This window comes from Chroococcidiopsis sp. CCALA 051 (genome assembly GCF_003015105.1).
GTDB classification, from domain to species: Bacteria; Cyanobacteriota; Cyanobacteriia; order Cyanobacteriales; family Chroococcidiopsidaceae; genus Chroococcidiopsis; species Chroococcidiopsis thermalis.
Genome location: NZ_PYCI01000120.1, coordinates 1 through 21,571 on the forward strand (window position 1 = coordinate 1; position 21,571 = coordinate 21,571).

18 protein-coding genes are annotated in these 21,571 nt (G+C 45.4%); 12 read left to right on the forward strand and 6 right to left on the reverse strand.

The features are described from left to right. Together queA and C7Y66_RS23365 are read left to right on the forward strand one after the other, a co-directional pair. A partial coding sequence (gene queA, locus C7Y66_RS23360; protein WP_199197591.1) for a tRNA preQ1(34) S-adenosylmethionine ribosyltransferase-isomerase QueA occupies positions 1–827 on the forward strand: 827 nt, incomplete at its 5' end. Positions 828–1,099: 272 nt separating this feature from the next. Beyond that, a complete protein-coding gene (locus C7Y66_RS23365; RefSeq protein ID WP_106547432.1) occupies positions 1,100–4,081 on the forward strand; it encodes a zinc-dependent metalloprotease in 2,982 nt (993 codons plus the stop codon). Between the two features lie 117 nt (positions 4,082–4,198). Here C7Y66_RS23365 and C7Y66_RS23370 read toward each other — a convergent pair whose 3' ends face one another. Beyond that, a complete protein-coding gene (locus tag C7Y66_RS23370) occupies positions 4,199–4,624 on the reverse strand; it encodes a universal stress protein (protein ID WP_106547446.1) in 426 nt (141 codons plus the stop codon). Between the two features lie 158 nt (positions 4,625–4,782). Between C7Y66_RS23370 and C7Y66_RS23375 the strand changes: the two genes are divergently transcribed. Beyond that, complete coding sequence (locus tag C7Y66_RS23375; protein ID WP_106547433.1) at positions 4,783–6,120, forward strand: FAD-dependent oxidoreductase; 1,338 nt, start codon at positions 4,783–4,785, stop codon at positions 6,118–6,120. 81 nt (positions 6,121–6,201) lie between these two features. After that, positions 6,202–6,765 (forward strand): Uma2 family endonuclease, encoded by a 564-nt coding sequence (locus tag C7Y66_RS23380; protein WP_106547434.1) that lies wholly within the window; start codon positions 6,202–6,204, stop codon positions 6,763–6,765. An 8-nt stretch (positions 6,766–6,773) separates the two neighbouring features. Here the strand turns inward: C7Y66_RS23380 and C7Y66_RS23385 are convergent, their stop codons facing one another. From C7Y66_RS23385 to C7Y66_RS23395, 3 genes are all read right to left on the reverse strand, one after another. Continuing rightward, positions 6,774–7,394 carry a TMEM165/GDT1 family protein gene (locus C7Y66_RS23385; protein WP_106547435.1) on the reverse strand — a complete coding sequence of 207 codons (621 nt, stop codon included), beginning with the start codon at positions 7,392–7,394 and terminating at the stop codon, positions 6,774–6,776. A gap of 359 nt (positions 7,395–7,753) precedes the next feature. Further along, a complete protein-coding gene (locus tag C7Y66_RS23390; protein WP_106547436.1) occupies positions 7,754–9,481 on the reverse strand; it encodes a succinate dehydrogenase/fumarate reductase flavoprotein subunit in 1,728 nt (575 codons plus the stop codon). A gap of 194 nt (positions 9,482–9,675) precedes the next feature. Beyond that, the gene (locus C7Y66_RS23395; protein WP_015152727.1) at positions 9,676–9,990 is read right to left on the reverse strand and encodes a hypothetical protein; all 315 of its coding nucleotides are present in this window, start codon (positions 9,988–9,990) and stop codon (positions 9,676–9,678) included. 423 nt (positions 9,991–10,413) lie between these two features. Here C7Y66_RS23395 and pstS point away from each other — a divergent pair, with 423 nt between their 5' ends. The 5 genes from pstS (at position 10,414) to C7Y66_RS23420 (ending at position 14,697) form a co-directional block, all read left to right on the forward strand. Continuing rightward, positions 10,414–11,463: a phosphate ABC transporter substrate-binding protein PstS gene (gene pstS / locus C7Y66_RS23400; protein ID WP_106547437.1), complete on the forward strand. Its 1,050-nt coding sequence runs from the start codon at positions 10,414–10,416 to the stop codon at positions 11,461–11,463. A gap of 63 nt (positions 11,464–11,526) precedes the next feature. Further along, complete coding sequence (gene pstC, locus C7Y66_RS23405) at positions 11,527–12,507, forward strand: phosphate ABC transporter permease subunit PstC (RefSeq protein ID WP_106547438.1); 981 nt, start codon at positions 11,527–11,529, stop codon at positions 12,505–12,507. 87 nt (positions 12,508–12,594) lie between these two features. Continuing rightward, complete coding sequence (pstA, locus tag C7Y66_RS23410; RefSeq protein ID WP_106547439.1) at positions 12,595–13,497, forward strand: phosphate ABC transporter permease PstA; 903 nt, start codon at positions 12,595–12,597, stop codon at positions 13,495–13,497. A gap of 115 nt (positions 13,498–13,612) precedes the next feature. Beyond that, positions 13,613–14,413, forward strand: coding sequence for a phosphate ABC transporter ATP-binding protein PstB (gene pstB, locus C7Y66_RS23415; protein ID WP_106547440.1), 801 nt, complete (start codon positions 13,613–13,615; stop codon positions 14,411–14,413). Next, on the forward strand, positions 14,410–14,697 hold the full coding sequence (locus tag C7Y66_RS23420) for a hypothetical protein (RefSeq protein WP_106547441.1): 288 nt from the start codon (positions 14,410–14,412) through the stop codon (positions 14,695–14,697). The genes pstB and C7Y66_RS23420 overlap by 4 nt, the downstream gene beginning before the upstream one ends. A 138-nt stretch (positions 14,698–14,835) precedes the next feature. Here the strand turns inward: C7Y66_RS23420 and C7Y66_RS23425 are convergent, their stop codons facing one another. Beyond that, a complete protein-coding gene (locus C7Y66_RS23425; RefSeq protein ID WP_106547442.1) occupies positions 14,836–15,396 on the reverse strand; it encodes a pyridoxamine 5'-phosphate oxidase family protein in 561 nt (186 codons plus the stop codon). Between the two features lie 144 nt (positions 15,397–15,540). On the opposite strand from C7Y66_RS23425, the gene trpS reads away from it, so the two are divergent. Both trpS and C7Y66_RS23435 read left to right on the forward strand, forming a co-directional pair. Next, the gene (trpS, locus tag C7Y66_RS23430; protein ID WP_015152720.1) at positions 15,541–16,545 is read left to right on the forward strand and encodes a tryptophan--tRNA ligase; all 1,005 of its coding nucleotides are present in this window, start codon (positions 15,541–15,543) and stop codon (positions 16,543–16,545) included. A 63-nt stretch (positions 16,546–16,608) separates the two neighbouring features. Next, on the forward strand, positions 16,609–17,553 hold the full coding sequence (locus C7Y66_RS23435; RefSeq protein WP_106547443.1) for a methylenetetrahydrofolate reductase: 945 nt from the start codon (positions 16,609–16,611) through the stop codon (positions 17,551–17,553). Between the two features lie 146 nt (positions 17,554–17,699). Here the strand turns inward: C7Y66_RS23435 and C7Y66_RS23440 are convergent, their stop codons facing one another. Further along, positions 17,700–19,070, reverse strand: a complete 1,371-nt coding sequence (locus C7Y66_RS23440; RefSeq protein ID WP_106547444.1) for a proton extrusion protein PcxA — start codon at positions 19,068–19,070, stop codon at positions 17,700–17,702. Positions 19,071–19,257: 187 nt separating this feature from the next. Between C7Y66_RS23440 and C7Y66_RS23445 the strand changes: the two genes are divergently transcribed. Then, positions 19,258–21,525, forward strand: coding sequence for a recombinase family protein (locus C7Y66_RS23445; RefSeq protein ID WP_370143953.1), 2,268 nt, complete (start codon positions 19,258–19,260; stop codon positions 21,523–21,525). Positions 21,526–21,571 lie beyond the last annotated feature (46 nt).

Here is a 21,571-nt window from a genome sequence, read left to right on the forward strand (position 1 = left end):
AAGGAAGCAAGGGGGACAAGGGGGACAAGGGGGACAAGGAAGCAGGGGAGCAGAGGGGCAGGGGAGCAGAGGAGAAAAACAGTGCAACTCCCGATTCCCGACTCCTGACTCCCTGCTCCCTCACTGCTACAGTACTAGAAACAGACGAAGAGACAGGCGGACGAGTGTTACAGTTTGACCTACCAGAAGGTTTATCTGTCATTCAATTATTAGATAAATTCGGTCACGTACCTTTGCCACCCTATATTACCGATTCTCAGGCGGAATCAGAGCAATATCAAACAGTTTACGCTGAAAAACCAGGATCGGCAGCAGCACCGACAGCAGGGCTGCACTTTACACCTGAATTACTCAAACGCCTGCAAGAAAATGGTATAGAGCAAGCATTTGTCACTTTACATGTAGGAGTTGGCACGTTTCGTCCGGTAGAAGTGGAAGACGTAAAGACACATCAAATGCATGGAGAGTGGATTGAAGTTCCAGCTGCCACTGTAGAGCAAATTCGCGCTACGCGATCGCGAGGAGGCAGAATTATTGCTGTCGGAACGACAACGGTAAGGGCTTTAGAGGGTGCTGCTGCATCGGGAGAACTACAGCCATTTTGCGGTAAGACAAATTTGTTTATTTACCCTGGTTATCAATGGCGGGTAGTAGACGGGTTAATTACTAATTTCCATCTGCCGCGTTCTAGTTTAATGATGCTCGTCAGTGCGGCAATTGGCAGAGAGCGATTGTTGGCATTGTACCAAGAAGCGATCGCCCAACAATACCGTTTCTATTCCTTTGGTGATGCCATGCTGATTTTGCCTCAAGGTAAGGAGTTGTAGGGACGCACAGGTGTGCGCCCCTACTAGAATTCTTCTAATGTGTTGAATTGTATAAATAACTGCCTAGTTTTCTTCCTAGTTTCGCTACAAAAATAGATAGAGCCGCGCATTGAAGGGTATTTCTGGGAACTCTATTAACAGTGGGTGGCTGTAAATCGTTTTAGCAAGCAATCGGATGCATGACGTAACTGAGTGCTTGGCAATCGTCGGCTTTAACCGATTAAGCTGCTTGAATTAGCAGTAACTAGGCATCATTGCTAGGGATATGAGAAATGAAAAGTTTGTCTGCTCGTGTTTTTCTCTTGCACAGCGCGTTATTTACAATCTTTTTTGTTGGTGCGCGGCTTCCTGCGTCAGCTTCCAATCAGTTATCAGTTACCAGTGACGAGACTTGTAGGGGCGCACAGCCGTGCGCCCCTACCATGACCCCAATATCATTACCAGAATCTAAAGTATGGGTGATTAAAAATAACAGCCAGCAGCCGGAATTACAATCTTATCTGTGGCTGGCTAATCATGAGCAGCAAGATCATCGACAATCAACGCTGCTGCTAGCTCAAGAGTCTAATCAGCAGGTAGCAGCAAAAAATCCCAAACCGTCAGAGCTGAAAGCATTTAACGAAGTTATCAAAAATAGTAGTGCTGTTAAGGGATTATTTACTCTTTATCGCCAGAAGGATACAGGCAAAATTTATTTAGAAATTCAACCACAGCAATTCAATAAAAACTTCCTCAGTACGATGACGATGGAAGCAGGAATTGGAGAGCGAGGTATTTATAGTGGAATGCCTTTACAGGATTTTTTATTTTATTTTCAGCGAGTCAACAATAATATTCATTTCGTCGTGCGTAACGTTAATTTTCGCGTTACTCCTGGTTCGCCGCAAACGCGATCTTTGACGCGATCGTTTAGCGATTCCGTTCTCTACTCAATTCCGATTAAAAGCATTCATCCTCAACGTAAATCTATTTTAATCGACCTTGGCGATCTACTATTAAAAGATTTACCAGGACTAGCAGCATCGCTCTCTACTCAGTTAGGAACGACCTATCAATTAGATGAAAATAAATCTTATTTTGGCTCAACTAAAGCTTTTCCCCTCAACATGGAAATTGAGTCAGTTTACGGCTTTTCCTATGGGGGTGCTAAGGGTAGTACCACGCCGAATTTAATGACGCTGCCAGACAGCCGCGCTCTAACTTTACGCATTCGCTACAGTTTATCTGAATTATCGGCTAATTCTACCTACAAGCCTCGCTTAGCTGACGATCGCATCGGTTATTTTATCACTGCCTATCAAGATTTTGCGATTGAAGACCGTAAAGAACCGTTTGTTCGCTACATTAACCGCTGGCAATTAGAAAAGCAAAATCCTAACGCCAAACTATCACCACCCAAAAAACCGATTGTATTTTGGATTGAAAATGCCGTTCCACTAGAATATCGGGATGCGGTCAAAGAAGGAGTATTAATGTGGAACAAAGCCTTTGAGAAAGCAGGATTTATCAATGCGATCGAAGTGCGGCAAATGCCCGATGATGCTAAATGGGACCCTGCGGACGTGCGTTACAACGTAATTCGCTGGATTAACACAGTTGATGGCTTTTTCGCCCTTGGTCCTTCGCGGGTTAACCCCCTAACTGGGGAAATCTTGGATGCAGATATTTTAGTCGATGCCAGCTTCGTGCGCGTGCTGAAGCAAGAATATCGGCGCATGGTGCAAGATAGCCGATTGCAGCCAACATCGGTATTATCTCAAATGATAAACGATCGCAGCGTTTGTAATTCTGGTTTTGGACGAGGAATGGTGGGACAAGGGGGACAAGGGGAAGCAATAACAACTCCCGACTCTCCACTCCAGTACGGGCGCACAGCTGTGCGCCCCTACGACTCCCCTCTTTCAAAACTCGCAACAGAATACGACCTCTGTTATGGCATGGAAGCGGCAAACCAATTTGATTTTGGTTCTTTGGCACTCACGCTGTTTCAAAATACCACGCCTAACAGCGACAAAATGCAGCAATACATTCATCAATATTTACGGCTGATTATCGCTCATGAAGTCGGGCATACACTCGGTTTGCGGCACAATTTTCGCGGTAGTACCCAGCTTCCACCCAATGAGTTAAATGCTACCAAAATAACTCGCGATCGCGGTTTGACAACTTCAGTTATGGACTATCTTCCCCCGAATCTGGCTCCACCCGACCGCGAACAGGGCGACTTTTTTCCTGACAGCATCGGTTCCTACGATGAGTGGGCGATTGAATACGGCTATACGCCTACAACAGCAGCCCATCCCTTAGCAGAAAGACGATTTTTAGATCGAATTGGCGATCGCTCCTCGCGTCCAGATTTAGCTTATGCTACAGATGAGGATCGGTTCGATCTCGATCCCGATGTAAATGCTTGGGACTACAGTAGCGATGTTTTGGGCTATTCCCAAGGACAATTAGATATAGCGCGGGCAATGTGGAAAAAATTAAATCGGCGCTATCCAACTTCAGGTGAGAGTTACAGCGATTTAAGCGAACTATTCGATCGCATTTTCTTACACTACCTGCGTCATACATACTACGCTACTAAATATATTGGCGGACAGTCATTTTACCGCGACCATGCTAGCGCTGATAACGGCAGATTACCATTCGTTCCCGTACCTGTAGCAAAACAGCGACAGGCTTTAGCAGTGCTGGAGAAATACGTATTTGCCCCAGATGCATTTAATTTTCCGCCAGAACTCTTGAATAAACTCGCACCCTCTCGCTGGATGCATTGGGGAGAACAAGCCGTGATGAACCGCCTCGATTACCCAATCCACGATAGTATTTACGCGCTACAAAGTTTAGTATTACGAGATTTACTATCGGGCGATCGCCTTTCCCGCTTACGCGACATCGAACTCAAGAGTCAGCCAAAACAAGCCCTCACTCTACCAGAATTATTTACCACCTTACAAAATGATATATGGATGGAGGTTTTAAATCCAGACAAAACACCAACAAATATTTCTAGTTTGCGGCGAGCCGTCCAACGGGAACATCTAAAAATTATGACAGATATGATGTTACGCAAATCTAACGTTCCTGAGGATGCACGAACGCTGGCGTGGTACAAATTGCAGCAATTACAAGAGAAATTGAATCGAGCAGTTGCTCGTTCTGGCACATTAGATGAATATACTAAAGCACATTTAGCAGAAACCCGCGATCGCATTGCCAAAACTTTAGATGCGAGAGTGGAATCGAGATGAATTCGGAATTCGGAATTGGTTGTTGATGAAATAGCAAGTTAATTATAATCTTGGCGCTCTTAAACTTTGCGCGACATTAGATCGTATCTCTTGCTTTCTAGCAAAATTTAGATATCCTTAACCACCCAGATCTCCTTGAATTATCAACACCGAACAATGAGCATTACGGACAACATGGTTGCTGACGCTACCTAATAATACTTCGGTAATCCCTTTATATCCCCTACGTCCCAAAACAATTAAATCTGCACCCCACTCTTTTGCTGCATCGCAAATTGTCGATCCTGGATTCCCCACCCGACAATTAAATTCAACTGAAATTCCCAAATCTTTTGTTTTCTCGCGATAACCCTGCAAAACATCTTGTCCTTCCTCAGTTTTGGCTTCAATTTGGGATGGATAAGTCATTCTTGCTCCCAACTCAACGCCGTGAAATACCATCAAATTCGCTAGATCTTTTGTAGCTAATTCTACAGCTTGCTCGAATACCACAGATGCTTGAGCTGAGCCATCAACGGCAACAAAAATTTTCTTGAAACTCACGATCGCCCCCAAATTAACTATCCTGTTACTGACGATACAGTAGATTCAGTCTCGATTCTATGAAAGAATCGCATAGATCGATAAATAGAATAGGTTCGATACTACAGAAATCTACCTAGAGTGGTAGAGTCTGAGGCAGAATTTCAATCAGTAGAAATATGATAAGCGATCGCCAAAACACTCAAGTATCTGTTGCTATCGTCGGCGGCGGACTCTCCGGTATGAGTGCAGCCTGGGAACTATACCAAGCAGGAATTGATTCACTCGTTGTTTTGGAAGCAAACGATCGCATTGGCGGACGCACGTTTAACCAATTCCATCCTAAGATTGGTTATCTAGAAATGGGTGGTACTTGGGTAGGACGCACGCAAACAGCTGTCCTCGATTTGGCACGACAGTTAGGAGTTGCCACCAAACAAGGTAAAGTTGATGGAGCCACGATTTACGGCTACCAGGGGATCTGGACAACGCACGAAGACAACCCTAGCGAGTCCGCTACGCCAGCTCAAAAAGATTTTGCTCAGGTAATGGCAAAATTCGAGCAACTCAGTCAGAACGTACCGCTAGACGCACCCTGGAACACACCTAATGCTGAGACTTTAGATTCTATCTCTGCGGGAGAGTGGATCGATCGCAATACGGAGACAATCGAAGCAAGAGCTTGGATGGCTGGTAGTATTCGGCAAGGGATCGCAGGCGATCCGCATCATGTCTCGATGTTGTTCGTTTTATATTTTATGGCGAATGCGGGGTTTTTCGACCTACGCGAAACAGCCGAAGATTATCGTCTCGTCGGTGGTTCCCACAGTTTGACCTTAAAAATTGCCGAGCATTTAGCCGATCGCGTGTGGTTGAATACAAGAGTACGAGAGATTTCGCATGGCGATCGGGTACGCTTAGTGACAAAAAGGGGAGTCATACAAGCAGACTACGCGATCGTGGCAATGATGCCTAAAGATGCGGGAAAAATTCATTTCGATCCGCCTTTACCAGCAATTCATCAGCAATTAATATCGGAATGGCAGCAGATGAGCTGGATCAAATTCTTCTGTCTCTATCCACGTCCGTTGTGGTGGGGAAAAGCAGCCAGCGGACATTACTATAGTATGGACACCGAAGCAGAGGTTTTTGACGTTTCTCCAGATGATGGTAGCTATGGTTTATTAATTGGTTTTTTCGATCCAAAATACTCTAATTTAAGTGAAGTAGAACGGCGAAGATTGGCGATTCAAACTGTTACAGATATGTTTGGTATTGCAGCCGCTGCACCAGAAGAATATTTTGAAATTGATTACACTCAACAATCGTGGACGAGTGGTTGTGTAGCAGCTTTACCACCTGGATTATTGACACAAGCAGGAGCAGCACTAAACGAACCTGTGGGTAGAATTTATTGGGCAGGAACCGAACGTTCTACCCGTTGGATCAATTATATGGATGGAGCAGTGCGATCGGGTCAGCACGCCGCACGGCAGATTCTCGAACAATTGATTTAAGATTTATTGACTGACAGAATTTTAAATCAACAAGTAAAATCAAAGATAGTAGTGGTCAAAATTGCTTAAAGGTAACTACTTATGGTACAAATATCACCTAAATCTTTAACATTGGAAGAGTTTCTAAAGTTACCAGAAACGAAACCTGCTAGCGAGTATATTGATGGTGAAATAATTCAAAAACCAATGCTTCAAGGAAAGCACAGCGTTGTTCAAGGTGAATTAGTACCTGCAATTAATACTGTTTTAAAAGCTCCAAAAATTGCCAGAGCATTTCCAGAACTCAGGTGTACGTTTGGCGGACGCTCTACAGTTCCCGATGTATCTGTATTTGTTTGGGACAGAATTCCTCGCGATGAGAAAGGTGAAATTGCTAATACTTTCTCAATTGCACCTGATTGGACGATTGAAATTCTCTCACCCGACCAAAGCCAAACAAAAGTTACTAAAAATATCCTACACTGCCTCAAATATGAAACTCAAATGGGTTGGTTAATCGATCCAGAAGAACAAACTGTCTTTGTTTATCTTCCCAATCGACAGCCAGAAGTATTTGATGAACCAGAACAGCAGATTCCTGTTCCATCTTTTGCACGAGAAATTAAATTAACTGTAGGAAACTTATTTGGATGGTTAATGGAGTAAAATCTGACTCATGCTGCTTCAACTGCTGCCATCACACCAAAGATAATAAACAGAATTCCTCCAGCAATAGTTAACTTTCGCTCCGAGATCCGTCCTGCTAACATGCGTCCGCAAATAACTGCAAGTGCCGCGCATAAAGCATGACCTAAAATTGCTCCAATAGTCACGCCTACAACTGGATATCGAGTTGCTAAAGCAATAGTTGCAATTTGAGTGCGATCGCCCCATTCTGATAAAAAAGTTAGCGTGAAAGCCTCAGCAATAATTGCTCCGGCATTCTGAGTTTTCGGTAAATTAAATTCTGCTTTCTCAATCGCAGTTTTTGCCTCTTGAATAATTTCTGTATCGCAAGAACTCACTGGCATTTTACTTGCTTCGTAAAGCAACTTCAAACCAAAACCAAGAAACAAGGCTATTTCTGCATATTGAATGTATGTTTTAGGCAACAAAGCCGCAACTTGTCCCACTAAAACAGAAAGTATTGTCATTGCTGCCAAAGCGGATACTGCACCAGCAAACACCAGCCGTCGCGAATGACGCATCGCCAAAATTGCAGCGATGAAAAAAGTTTTATCTCCTAATTCTGAAACCGCAATCAGTAAAAAACTGGCAATGAAGGCTGCTAGCACTCTCTCAAGCTCCTTTGTAGCTGACTAACTTGAGCTTGCGAGCTTGACGAGTTACGAAAGACCTCACCAAGCTCACAATCTTCCTCTGTGAACTTAGTGAAGGTCTCACTGACAAGAGAGCGTCATTGGTCATCGGTCATTTGTTGAAGACAAGAACTTATGACTTTTTTCGCTCAATTGTCACCTGAACCAGGCAGCAAGCCAGCATGTTGATTCAGGTATCTGGCACAGTTGTGATGCCAGTAGCTACTCCCCTTCAAATTTATTTGATCCTTAACATATCATTGCTGAGATGCGTCGTCAAACAGCGATCGCGGATCGGTGTAGAGACGTTACATGTAACGTCTCTACACCGATCCCTAATATTTCCGTTCTTGTGGCTCAAACATAGTAATTGCGACGGGTTTGTATTGTAGGTCGATACCAGCAGGGGAATAATACGATAGGGTGTGCTTGAGGAAATTACTGTCGTCCCGTTGCGGAAAGTCCTCGCGGAAGTGAGCGCCACGGCTTTCTTGACGGTTGAGGGCTGAATGTAAAATGAGTTGTCCGACGACAATTAAACTCCCCAATTCTAAGGCTTCAATAATTTCTGTATTCCAACAACTGCCTTTATCATCTAGATATATTTGCGCGGATTGCTGTTGCAGTTGTTGCAATTGTTGTAAGCCTTCTTGCATCAAACTTTCCGTCCGAAATACGCCGCAGTGCTGCGTCATAGCATCTTGAAAAGCCGTACGGACTTGCTCGATCCGGTACTTTCCTGGTTGTTCTAACAAGGCTTGGATTTGCTGTTTTGCCTCGTTGATATAGCGTTGCTCTTGGACATCCGGTAATTTACGGTTCTGCACGTATTGCGCGATCGCAGCTCCGGTACGCCGTCCGTAGACTACGCATTCCAACAAAGAATTGCTCCCCAAGCGATTAGCACCGTGGACGGAGACACAAGCGCATTCCCCAGCCGCGAAAAATCCCTCCACTAACTGCTCGGCACTCCGGCGCACCTGTCCGTCTGTATTCACGGGTATCCCACCCATAGAATAGTGGACTGTGGGACGCACGGGCATCGGCTGATGGACGGCATCAACTCCTACGAGTCGATGAGCTTCTTCCCAGCAAAAAGGGACGCGGCTCATAATTTTTTCTCTGCCCATGTGCCGCAAGTCGAGATACACGCAGGGACCACCCGCCCTACCATCGGGATGAACCCCGCGTCCGGCACGAATTTCATAGGCGATCGCCCTAGAGGTAATATCCCGTGGCGCTAATTCCATCCTTGAGGGGGCGTATGTTGCCATAAAACGCTCTCCCTCGGCATTAATTAAATAAGCTCCTTCTCCCCGCACGGCTTCCGAGATCAGCACGCCTACTGGATACAATCCCGTAGGATGAAATTGGACGAATTCCATGTCTTCTAACGGCAGACCTGCGATCGCTGCCATCGCCAATCCGTCGCCTGTCGAAGCATAATCGTTAGAAGTCGTGTTGTAGACTCGACCGTAACCGCCCGTAGCAAACATCACCGCTTTGGCGCGTACGACTTCGATGTGTCCGTCGAGAATGCGGTACATCACCACGCCCTTAGCTTGACCGTCCTCCAAAATCAGACGCATCACGTACCATTCTTCATAAACCTGTACGCCGTATCGTCGTAAATTATTGACGAGTTCGTGCAAAATAGCGTGTCCGGTCTTATCTGCGGCATAGCAGGTACGATTGTGAGAATGCCCGCCGAAGGCTCTTTGGGCGATGCGACCGTCAGGCAAGCGAGAAAACAACACCCCCATATGTTCTAGGTCTATCACCACGTCGGGGGCTTCACGGGCTAGCAACTCCACTGCATCTTGATCGGCTAGATAGTCGGAACCTTTGACGGTATCGAAGGCGTGAGCTTCCCAACTATCTCTATCATCTACATTCTTCAGCGTTGCAGCAATTCCTCCTTGAGCGGCAACAGAATGAGAGCGGATCGGGTGAGTTTTCGCCACTACAGCCACATTCAAACTCGGATCGAGGCGGGCAATTTCTACTGCGGCACGACAGCCAGCCAGTCCGCCGCCAACAATAATGACATCGTGTTCTAGCATTTAATTACATTATTTGCTAAAAAAGTGTTCTCTAGCTCTATAGTGGCTTAACAAGGGGCGAGGAGGAGCCAGCGCGCTCTTGCGGTTCCCCGACTTGAAGCATCTGGCGTTGAGGAGCGAGGGTGAGAAAATTTTATATTTTGAATTGGAGTTGCTTCCTTGTCCCCCTTGTCCTTTCCCTCACCCCCTCATCTCTAGCTAACTGGCGCTGGTTGTTGCTGCGAAACATTGCCAGGGATAGGTTCAGATTTTGTCCCTGGTTCTGTTGCTGTCAGTTCGATATGATTGAGCAGGGTTGTAACGAAGGCAAACAGTAGGAAAGGTAAAGAAAGTAATACAATGAGTCCTACAGTCGCTAAGGCGTAGATTGGTTTTCTCGCACCCATCATTGCCATTGCCGCAGCCAAACTCACAGTGATAGTGATCAACCAGACAATAATCTGACCGTAAATATCCCCAAATGTCAGAGTGCAGACAAAGCGATACTTTTGAATGTTATTCATATTCATCAGATTTCCTTTTAACATCTCTTATTTTTCTAGGTTAAAGCTCTGATAGGTTTCTGGACAGTTTCTAAACATTTTTGTCAGTTTTGCAACAGTTATTTACATTTCGCTAGACGGTTTTCTGACGATTTCATCTCTTAAGTCAAAAGTTGCTATCTCCTACTTTTCTATAGATCGGCATTGACAGATAATTTTTAGTTAAATTTGCTACTCAGTAGCTACCAAGCTCTTGTTTACATGTAACCGCTTGTATTGGCATTCAATTAATATACTTAGCGCTAGAAGCATTTCTCTACTTAAACTTCAGTTAATCTACGATTAACCTAACGTTAGGCTTTGCATAACGAGTTCATCCACTATGTGCGTGATCATTAAGATTGTCTGTGCGATTGACTACTATTAGTGGATGAGGAGACTTAGAGAAATATGCTGCTATCTGGAATTACGCTGAAGCGTGTTATTGCGACTTCAGCAGTCGCAGCTACAGTGACCTTGGGAGCTAGTTTAACGGGAATTGCGCAACAAACTGCTACCCTCAATGGTGCTGGGGCGACTTTCCCAGAACCCCTATATCAACGCTGGGCTAGCGAGTTGCGTAAAGCTAACCCGCCACTTCAAGTCAACTATCAAGGAATTGGTAGCGGTGGCGGCGTGAGACAGTTTATTGCTGGCTCAGTCGATTTTGGCGCTAGCGATAACGCCATGACCGATGAAGAAATCAAAAAAGTTAAGAACGGCGTGGTATTCGTCCCCACAGCTGGCGGTCCCGTTGCCGTGGTGTATAATGCTCCTGGCGTTAACGAGCTAAGACTATCTCGTAAAGTCTTACCACAGATTTTTGCAGGTCAAATTAAGAATTGGAACGATCCGGCGATCGCGGCTGATAATCCTGGGGCAAAATTACCAAATCAGCCTATTAGACTTGCCGTCCGTGCTGATGCTAGCGGTACGAGCTTTATCTTCACCAACGCCCTCAGCGCCATGAGTCCCTATTTTAAAGGTAGAATCGGTCCTAATCGCGCTCCTTCTTGGGCTGGTAGCCCCCTCAAAGGTAAGGGAAATCCTGGTGTAGCTCAAATCGTGCAGCGGACTCCCGGTAGCATTGGCTATGTAGAGGCTGCTTTTGCTAGTGAGAATAAAATTCCGATGGCACAAGTGCAAAATAGTCAAGGGGAATTTGTCGCACCAACTCAAGAAGCAGCAGACCAAGCTTTAGAAGGTGTGAAGTTCAATCCTGATTTTCGCGTAAACTACGATCTACTTGGCAATCCTGACTCTGGATATCCAATTGTCGGTTTGACCTGGATTATGGTCTACAAAAACTACCAGCAGCCAGGTAAAGCTGATGCCGTCAAACGGATGGTAGAGTGGATGATGACTGACGGTCAGGCAATTAACGGTCAACTCAACTACACGCGCATTCCTGCCAAGGTTGCTGGTCAAGTCGTACAGACTGTGAAAAGCGAAGTGAAGTAGATAATTGCATGTAGAGACGTTACAGGTAACGTCTCTACATAGTCGATCTCAAACAAATGATGTATGTCAGAACCACACATAGAAAACAATCGGCAGTTTCCTCTTAAGTCAGAAATAAATTTAACTGTATCTTCGGGAAAATTTGCGTGGTTCGACCAAGGGTTTACCTGGCTGGTATATGGCTTAGCGTTTGCTATGGTAGCCCTGCTTTTTTGGATTAGCTTTATTATCTTTGAAAATGCCCTGCCAGCTATTCGACAATTTGGGTTGGGTTTTTTGTGGAGTCAAGAATGGAATGTGGCAGATCTCAAATTTGGGGCGCTGCCATTCATTTTTGGTACTCTTGTCAGTTCGGCACTCGCCATGTTAATTGCCGTTCCTGTGGGATTAGCAGTAGCTTTAATTACGAGCGAAGATATTTTACCTGCTTCAGTGCGATCGCCCATTGCTTTCATGGTAGAGTTGATTGCCGCTATTCCTAGCGTCATCATTGGATTATGGGGCATTTTCGTACTCATTCCGTTTTTGCAACCGATTCAACAATGGCTTTACGACCATTTCGCTTGGATACCCCTGTTTAGCACTCCACCAGTAGGCTATGGGATGTCGAGTGCAGGCGTAATTCTGGCGATTATGATTTTGCCAACAATGGCAGCAATTAGCCGCGAAGTTCTACTTGCCGTACCAAAGGAATTACGCAGTGGTTCGATGTCTTTGGGTGCAACCCGTTGGGAAACTATTTTCGGCGTGCTGTTACCAGCAGGTATTTCTGGTATAGTTGGAGCGGCAATTTTGGCACTCGGACGAGCGCTAGGGGAAACAATGGCTGTGACGATGGTAATCGGAAATACAGCACAAATCAGCCCTTCATTGTTAGATGTGGCATATACGATTCCATCTGTGCTAGCGAATGAGTTTGGTGAAGCATTAGATGGATTGCACGTCGGTGCGTTAATGTATTTAGCTTTGATTTTGTTTTTGGTTACACTACTGGTAAATATGGCTTCAGTTGCTCTGGTAAAATTTATCAGCCGACATAATTAATTCAATAAATTAAATGGCGATCGCCACGACGTAAATCGATTCTGCTATCTTCAATCTTTCCCGCACTAATTTTTAGACTCAATAGCTATGCACGATCGCCCAATCGTAGAAAAGATAGATCCATCTTTGGCAGCAGAATTACGCCGTCCTTTGCCTACTTATAGAGCGGTTTTTAATAGGGGTATGACTGCGATCGCTCTGCTGTTAACGGCTCTAGCTATATTACCTCTAGGATCGATCTTGCTCGAAATTCTGCTGAGGGGTGGTCAAAACTTTAGCTGGGCTGTGTTTACAAATATACCTGCCCCCGTAGGCGTAACGGACGTTCCCAATGGTTTTGGTAATGCGATCTTGGGTACTTTAATGATGGTAGGTATTGCTTCGGCGATCGCAATTCCAGTAGGAGTGCTGACAGGGATTTTCTTATCTGAATTTGGTAGAAATACAGTTATTGGCAGCTCGATCCGATTTATTATTACTATTCTCACGGGTATACCTTCAATCATTGCAGGTGTATTTGCTTACGGCGTTTTGATCTTGAACAAAGTTACGCAATTTTCTGCTGTAGCTGGAGGTTTTGCCCTGGCAGTCATCATGCTGCCCATCGTAGCGCTGACGACAGAAGAAGCTTTGAAACTGATCCCCAATCACCAACGCTTGGGTTCCGCCGCCTTGGGCGCAAATCGTCTGCAAACAACCTTCCGCGTTGTCGTTGCTGCCGCAATTCCCGCCATCACTACAGGCGTTTTACTCGCTGTTGCCCGCGCCGCAGGTGAAACAGCACCGCTACTATTTACCGCTTTATTTAGTATTAGCTGGCCCGATGGATTGTTTAATCCTACCCCCTCGTTATCCGTGCTGATTTACAACTACGCTAACTCTCCCGACCTTGGGCAAAACCAGATGGCATGGACTGCGGCTTTAGTTTTAGTAGGACTAGTTTTATGTATTAGTATTATCTCGCGTCTAGCAACCAGAAGAAGACAGTGACTAGTGGCTAGTGGCTAGCGGCTAGTGACTAGAATTTCTCCCTTGTCTCCCTTGTCCTCCTTGTCTCCCTCAGCTCCCTCAGCTCTCTTCTCCCTGACTCCCGACTCCCCCATTCATGAATTACACAAAATCAGTAGCAACAAATTTAATTCCAGCGCTGCGAGTGAAAAGCCTAAATTTTTTCTATGGCACTCGTAAGGCGATCGATAAGGTGACAATGGATATTTACCAAGGACAAGTTACCGCGATTATCGGTCCTTCTGGCTGTGGTAAATCGACTTTTATTAAAGCCCTTAACAGAATTAGCGAACTGGAAGGTAAAGTTAAAGTTGAGGGTCAGGTAGAGTTTTTCGGTCAAGATATTTACGATCGCCGTGTCAACCTGAATCGCCTGCGCCGCGAGATTGGTATGGTATTCCAAAAGCCTAATCCTTTCCCTATGAGTATTTACGATAACGTGGCTTATGGCGTAAGAGCGCAGTCTCGTCTGTCGCGGATGCAGTTGGATGACATTGTTGAATCTGCCCTCAAAGGAGCGGCTTTGTGGGATGAAGTAAAGGATAATCTGAAAAAATCGGCTTTGGGTTTATCAGGCGGACAACAGCAGCGTCTCTGTATTGCTAGGGCGCTAGCTGTCAAACCTAAGATTTTGCTGATGGATGAACCCGCTTCCGCCCTCGATCCGATCTCGACGATGAAGATTGAGGAATTAATTCACAGTTTGCGGGGAGAACTGACGATCGCGATCGTGACTCATAATATGCAACAAGCCGCCCGCGTATCTGACTATACGGCATTTTTCAGCACGGATGAGAGCCGAATCGGTCAGATGGTGGAGTTCGACGAAACGGAGAAAATCTTCTCCGATGCTAACGATCCTCGTACTCAGGATTATGTGGAAGGTCGTTTCGGTTGAAGGTTATTCTGGCGATATTATTACTTTCGTTAGCGATCGCGTTTCCTGCGGCTGCTAGTGTTTGTCGGACTCGCGACGGACATCAGATCTGCATTCTGAGTATTCAACGCAGTGCCAAAAATTATTGGGAATATCGGGCGGCTGTCAGTATTGACGGCGTGAAAGGGGATACGGAGGTTTATAATTGCCGCGATCGCGTTAAAGTTCAAAAAGATCGGGTTGTGCCTTTTAGATCGGACGATCCTGGCGAAGTAGTCTGTAGTTTTTTCAAGCGATCGTCATGACCGTAGGGGCGGGTTTATCGACTAGATTGATAAATTCGGAGTTGCTTTGTAAACCCGCCCTCACAAGTCAGGTGTCATGTCGCGCAAAGGCGCAGAGGCGCGAAGGGGTAGCAAGGGATCGGGTGGTTGCAAATATATCTACGAAGGTTCTTTAGCTGCTAGGGGTGTGGGTAAGCCGTCGATACTGACAAGGTTTTTTTGCTGGCGATAGTCTTGTAACCCTGGTTCGCCTTTTTTGTGCGCCCACTTGATAAGGTTTTCTCGTTCGCCTTGGTGTTCGTATAAGGGTACGCCAAAGCCGCACGATGTCTGCACGCGATCGATCTCGGCGACGATGATTTGGCGCGTTCCTGGTGTCGGTGGAAACAAGGAGTGTAGGTTATCCCACTCAGCACGATCTGGTAATACTGTATAGCCTGTGCCGTAAAGTCGCAGAATGGACGGTGAACCTTGAAAGGCGCAAAACATGAGGGTGATGCGTCCGTTTTCTTGTAAATGGGCTGATGTTTCGTTTCCGCTACCCGTTAAGTCTAAATAAGCAACGCGATTGGGGGAGAGAATGCGAAAGCTGTCTAAACCTTTGGGTGAAACGTTAATATGCCCAGTTGAACTGATGGGTGCAGTCGCTACAAAAAAGATGTGTTGGGTAGCGATGAATGCTTGTAGTTCGTCCGTGATGCGATCGAAGACTTTAGCCATTTTTGAGAATCAAGCGCGTATTTTTCGATTCTATCAGTCGCGATCGCGTGCCGAGAGCGGGAGAAAATGGGAAACTAAAGTAAATAGACCCACACCACCAACAAAAACCCTTCCACACCCAGTTCAAGTTCAAGTTAATAATTTATGGCGATGCGCGTTCTTTCTGGAATTCAATCCACTGGCAATCTACACTTAGGTAACTACTTAGGGGCAATTCGCAACTGGGTAGAAGGACAAAGCCAGTATGAAAATTATCTCTTTGTGGCAGATCTACATGCCATTACCGTGCCACACAAACCAGAGGAACTAGCAGCTAATACTTACACGCTCGCAGCTCTATACTTAGCTTGTGGTTTAGATCTAAAATACTCCACTATTTTCATTCAATCTCACGTTCCCGCCCACAGCGAATTGACTTGGCTATTTAATTGCATAACGCCGTTGAACTGGTTAGAAGACATGATCCAGTTCAAGGAGAAGGCAGTAAAACAGGGAGAGAATGTTAGCGTTGGCTTATTAGACTACCCTGTACTAATGGCATCGGATATCTTACTCTATCAACCTGATAAAGTCCCCGTAGGAGAGGATCAAAAGCAGCATTTAGAAATTACTCGCGACATTGCGGCGCGATTTAACTATCAATTTGCCCGCGAAAACCCAGTGTTGAAGTTACCAGAACCTTTGATTCGGGCAGAAGGCGCAAGGGTGATGAGTCTGACAGACGGAACCAAAAAAATGTCGAAGTCAGACCCCTCAGAGTTGAGTCGAATTAATTTGCTGGATACACCAGACCAAATTCAACAAAAAATTAAGCGCTGTAAGACCGATCCGATTCGCGGCTTGGTATTCGACGACCCCGAAAGACCGGAATGTAATAATCTTCTGACTCTTTATATGCTACTATCTGGCAAAACCAAGCAGGAGGTTGCGGCAGAGTGTCAAGATATGGGCTGGGGACAATTTAAACCACTGCTAACCGAAACAGCGATCGCTGCCCTTAAACCGATTCAAGATAAGTACAACGAGGTAATGGCAGATAAGGGATATCTAGAGTCAGTATTGCGCGATGGCAAGCAAAAAGCAGCCGCGATCGCTAACGATACCCTGAGCAAAGTTAAAACAGCTTTGGGCTTCTCCGTACCGCTTTAGAGTGAGTCAGGTTTTCAGGGTGCAGTGCTATAACCTATACCTAATAACTAAAACTGAAATCTGATGCATAATACAACCCGTTTAAATTCATTTCGCAAAGCCGTCAAAGCCAGAGAGTTTTTAGTGACAGCTGAAGTTGCCCCTCCCAAGGGTGGCGATCCCAGTCACATGCTCCAAATGGCGCAGGCGCTTAAAGGACGGGTACACGCAGTCAATATCACAGATGGTAGTCGTGCCGTAGTACGGATGTCTTCTTTTGCCTCATCCGTTATTCTCTCACAGCAGGGGATCGAACCGATTTGTCAAGTTGCCTGTCGCGATCGCAACCGCATTGGTTTAGAAGCTGACTTACTAGGCGCACATGCCCTTGGTATTCACAATATCTTGGCTTTAACTGGCGATCCTGTCAAAGCAGGCGATCGCACTGATGCTAAAAGTGTCTTCGATTTAGAGTCGGTAAGGCTGCTACAACTGATCGGCAAAATGAATCAAGGCTTAGACTGCGATGATAAACCTTTGACAGATGGGGCGACAGATTTGTTTGTCGGTGCGGCTGTCGATCCGCAGTGCAAAAGTTGGTCGGGATTGCAAAGTCGCTTTGAACGCAAACTAGCAGCAGGGGCGCAGTTTTTCCAAAGTCAGTTGATTACTGATTTCGATCGCCTAGAAAAGTTTATGACTCAGATTGCCTCTGGTTGTAACAAGCCAGTTTTAGCAGGTATCTTCTTATTAAAATCGGCTAAAAATGCTCAATTTATCAATCGCTGCGTTCCTGGCGTAAACATTCCCGAACATATTATCGATCGCCTTGCTCAAGCCAAAGAGCCTTTAGCAGAAGGGATAAAAATTGCTGCCGAACAAGTGCAAATTGCTCGTCAACTTTGCGACGGCGTACATATGATGGCAGTGAAACGAGAAGATTTGATCCCCCAAATTCTCGACTTAGCAGGAATTCCTCCTGTAGTTAGTTACAGTTTGCCATCTCAGGTAGCCAGTTCGCTCAGATGACATAACGCTTACAATTCAGCCTGCGCAGGCAGGCTATTTTGTATGTATTTCAATCATCTAAAATAACCTACAAATTTTTGTCTTTTCAGTGCATTATCTAACGCATCCTACAAATTTTTGACTTTTGCCTTTTGACTTTTATCCTACTATTCGTTCATATTACGGTAAGTCGCCACAGCAGAAGGAGAAATTCTGTTGAGATAGCGGAAAATCCAGTATTTAAAAATCGTGTCGAGAATTACGGGAAATGTAGCGATGAATAAGAAGATAAAATCGTGATTTTCTGGTAATCCTAAGTGTCTGGACACGCTAGCTAAAATTACTTCCCAACCATGAGGAGAGTGGAATCCAACAAATACATCTGTGAATAAAATAATAATAAATGCTTTTGCACTATCGCTTAAACCGTAAACAATTTGATCGAAAAACTCTTTCAAAACAGCGAGTTCTCGCTTACTCATGAGTAGCAGCCAGATAAAAGCACCAACAGAAAGTAAGTCAGCAAAAACATTTTTAATTGCATTGGAACTTTCAGCACGGAATTCCTCAGCAATTTCTGCTACCCTCTCTTGCAGCCTCTTTTCAATCTCAACTGGAGAGAGTTCTTCACCCCCATTTAGAAAACTTTGAAATTTCAGTCTTTCCTCAGACTTCCGCATCTCTTCTAATGCTTTTTCTTCCATTTCATAGTTGAGGAACATCGTAGCCTGTTCGGGATTGCGGAAGCGATCGACAAGCGGTCCAATCACTAGATTTTTTGAAATTTGAAAAGTTAGAAAAGGAACTATAACTAGTAACAATACTAATCTAACTGAAATGAGAGTTCTTCTTTGCGAAGTACGAAAATTTTTGACAACTTCTTCTTCAGCGCTCGGATCTAGTTCTACTTTCAGTCGGTTCAGGGTACTTAAGATCGAGCGAGGTAATACACCTGTCTCTTCGGTTTTACTACTAGGTTTATTATTTTTCTCTGAACTTTCAATGGAATTGGAGCGAAGTCTTTCTTGAGTACTTTGAAGATCTCGGTTATTGAGAACTGCATCCGGTCGCATAACTTGAGGCTTAATCGCGGGAAGATTTTCTTTTTGTTCTTCCTGATATCTCGATGCGATTTCATCAATAAATCTAAGTTTTTCTAAAATTAATGATGGATTATTTCTCTGTTGTATAGCAAAAGAATCCCTGTTAAAATTTATCCCATCTTGCCTAGATAATTTAGTAATAGTTTGATTGGGATCTCCAAAAATAGTACGACTGGCATTAAACTCAACGAGTCTCATGCGAATCGTTTTCAGATGTTTTTTCAGATCTGACTCAAACATCGCCATCGTATTGCGTCCGAAACTGGCATATTCTGGTGAGATTTTCCGACCACCAAAATGCTCATCTTCGATCGTCTTAATGAGAAGTGCAGCTTTGTAAGCTTCATCGAGCGATCGCTCTGGCGTGTCAAAATACCACTGTTGGGCAGAGCGTAAGAAAACATAAATTTTTTGCGTCCAACTATAATTTCTCATCGCCAGCCTTGAGTCAAGTTTATAGTGGTTAGTGGCTAGTGGCTAGTGGTTGAATTCTGATGTCTAGTCACCAGCAATCGCTCGCTAGTCACTGATGACTGATAACTGGTCACTGGTCACTGATTAACATACCGGGTATATTAACAAATCTCCGAGGATAGAGTTAGTGCGAATTATTTCGGTTTGGATGGTTGGTTCTACTCGCAGTGGCAAAACGACTCGTTTAGTCGAACAGTTTTGTACGTGGTTGCAAGCAGGCGATCGCCAACAGTCCCCTGAGAGACGACAGCGCTTATATCCTCATCAAGGAGAACCAGCAGTTTTAGTCTTAGCAGCAAATGACGATAATCGGCGGGAATTACGAGATCGATTAGCGGCAGCAACAGATGGTAAATATCCGATTCGCGCTAAAACCTTATTAGGTTTTTTTCAAGATGAAGTCACTTTATTTTGGCCCCTGCTGCTCCAGATTTTGGGGCTAAAAGCTCAGTTTCCGGTGCGTTTGCGCCCAGAAACCGAACAGGAATTAGCCACGCGCCTGTGGCGACAGCAGCTAGATGAAATTCCCCGTCCAGCAGGGGTAAGCGAGTCTCGTTGGGTGCGTCGCCTACTGGATATCTTGCAGTTAGCAGCAAATAGCGGCACTGCAATTGGACAGATACAGAGTATTCTTGCAGCACTGGAACAGGGACAAGGGGAGAAGAAGGCTGAGGAAGCTGAGGAGCAATTCAAAATTCAAAATTCAAAATTCAAAATGAATTCGGAATTCCGAATTCCGAATTCCGAATTCCGTACCGACTCCCTAATCTTACAGTGGCGCAATTGGTGTTGGGAGAGGGGGTTTTTGACTTATGGAATCACGACAGAACTCTACAGCAAGTATCTTTTAGGCGATCCCTACTATCAGCAGCATTTACTACGACGCTATCGCTACATTCTGGCGGACGATGTCGATGATTATCCAGCTATAGCCCGCGATTTGTTTGAGTTTCTCCTCGACCGAGGCGCGGTTGGTGCGTTTACTTATAATCCCGATGGAGCCGTGCGTTTGGGACTGGGAGCCGATCCCGAATACTTGCAAGGCTTAGCAAAGCGCTGTCAGATAGAATTTATCCAACCCTCCTCGATCGCGCTGGCTGACGATTTGGCAACGCCAGTAGTAGAGTTAGTCACGGAACCACTGGCACTGTTTTCGCTACCAGAATCAGTGCAAGCAATCCAAACCATATCGCGGGGCGACTTACTACGACAAACTGCCGATTTCATCATTCAAGCGATTAAATCGGGACAGATTCAGCCGCAGGAAATTGCTTTAATTGCTCCTGGTTTAGATGCGATCGCCCGTTATACCCTAGTAGAAATTCTGACTAAACACGGGATCTTTGTCGAATCCCTGAACGACCAACGCCCATTGACAAGTTCTCCGATTATCCGAGCCTTACTCACCCTCCTCACCCTCGTCTACCCAGGTTTAGGACGTTTAGTCGATCGAGATATGGTAGCGGAAATGTTAGTAGTATTAAGTACGAGGCGAGAGGCAGGAAAGCAGGGAGTAAAGAGCAGGGAGCAGGGAGCAGGGAGCAGGGGGAAGAGAGCAGAGGAAGACAATACCAATTCGGAATTCGCAATTAATTCCGAATTCCGAATTCCGAATTCCGAATTCCAAATCGATCCCGTCCGTGCTGGCTTGATTGCCGACTACTGCTTCCAACCGCACCCAGAACATCCAAATTTACTACCAGCAACGACCTACGATCGCTGGGATCGCTTGGGATATGCGGCAAGTTTAGCTTATGCTCAGATCGTGCAGTGGATTGAAGATCAGCGATCGCAGCAAGAACAGCGGCTTCTCCCCAGTCCCATTGTTCTACTCGACCGCGCTATTCAGAAATTTCTCTGGCAAGGCAGTAACCTTCCCTACGACCAGTTAGCAGCATTACGAGAATTACTAGAGACTGCTCAACACTATTGGGAAATCGATGCGCGGCTGCGGCAGTCTGAAGGGATCGATACTCCTGCTCACATTACGATCGCTCAATTCATTCAACTGCTACGACGAGGTACAATTACAGCAAATTCTTATCCCGTGCGTCCGATTGGTGCTGCTAGTCGTGCTGTCACCTTAGCAACTATCTTCCAATATCGTTCCAGTCGGCGGTTTCATCGCTGGCAATTTTGGTTGGATGCCGGCTCTCCTTTGTGGTCGCGTGGTGGTGCGGCAACTTTATACGGTGCGCCGTTATTTTTACAACATCGGTTCGGTCGCCCTTGGACGGCGGAGGACGATTTAAGCGCCGACACAGAAAGACTGCGACGAATTTTGCGAGATTTACTTGGGCGTGTAGGAGAAAGAGTTTATCTATGTCACAGCGATTTAGCCGCCAACGGACAGGAACAGAACGGTACTTTGTTATCTTTAGTCAACTCGGCGATTCCAGTTATAGATAACGGTTGATGGTTGATAGTTGATGGTTGACCGCTCCCTTGTCCCCCTTGTCCCC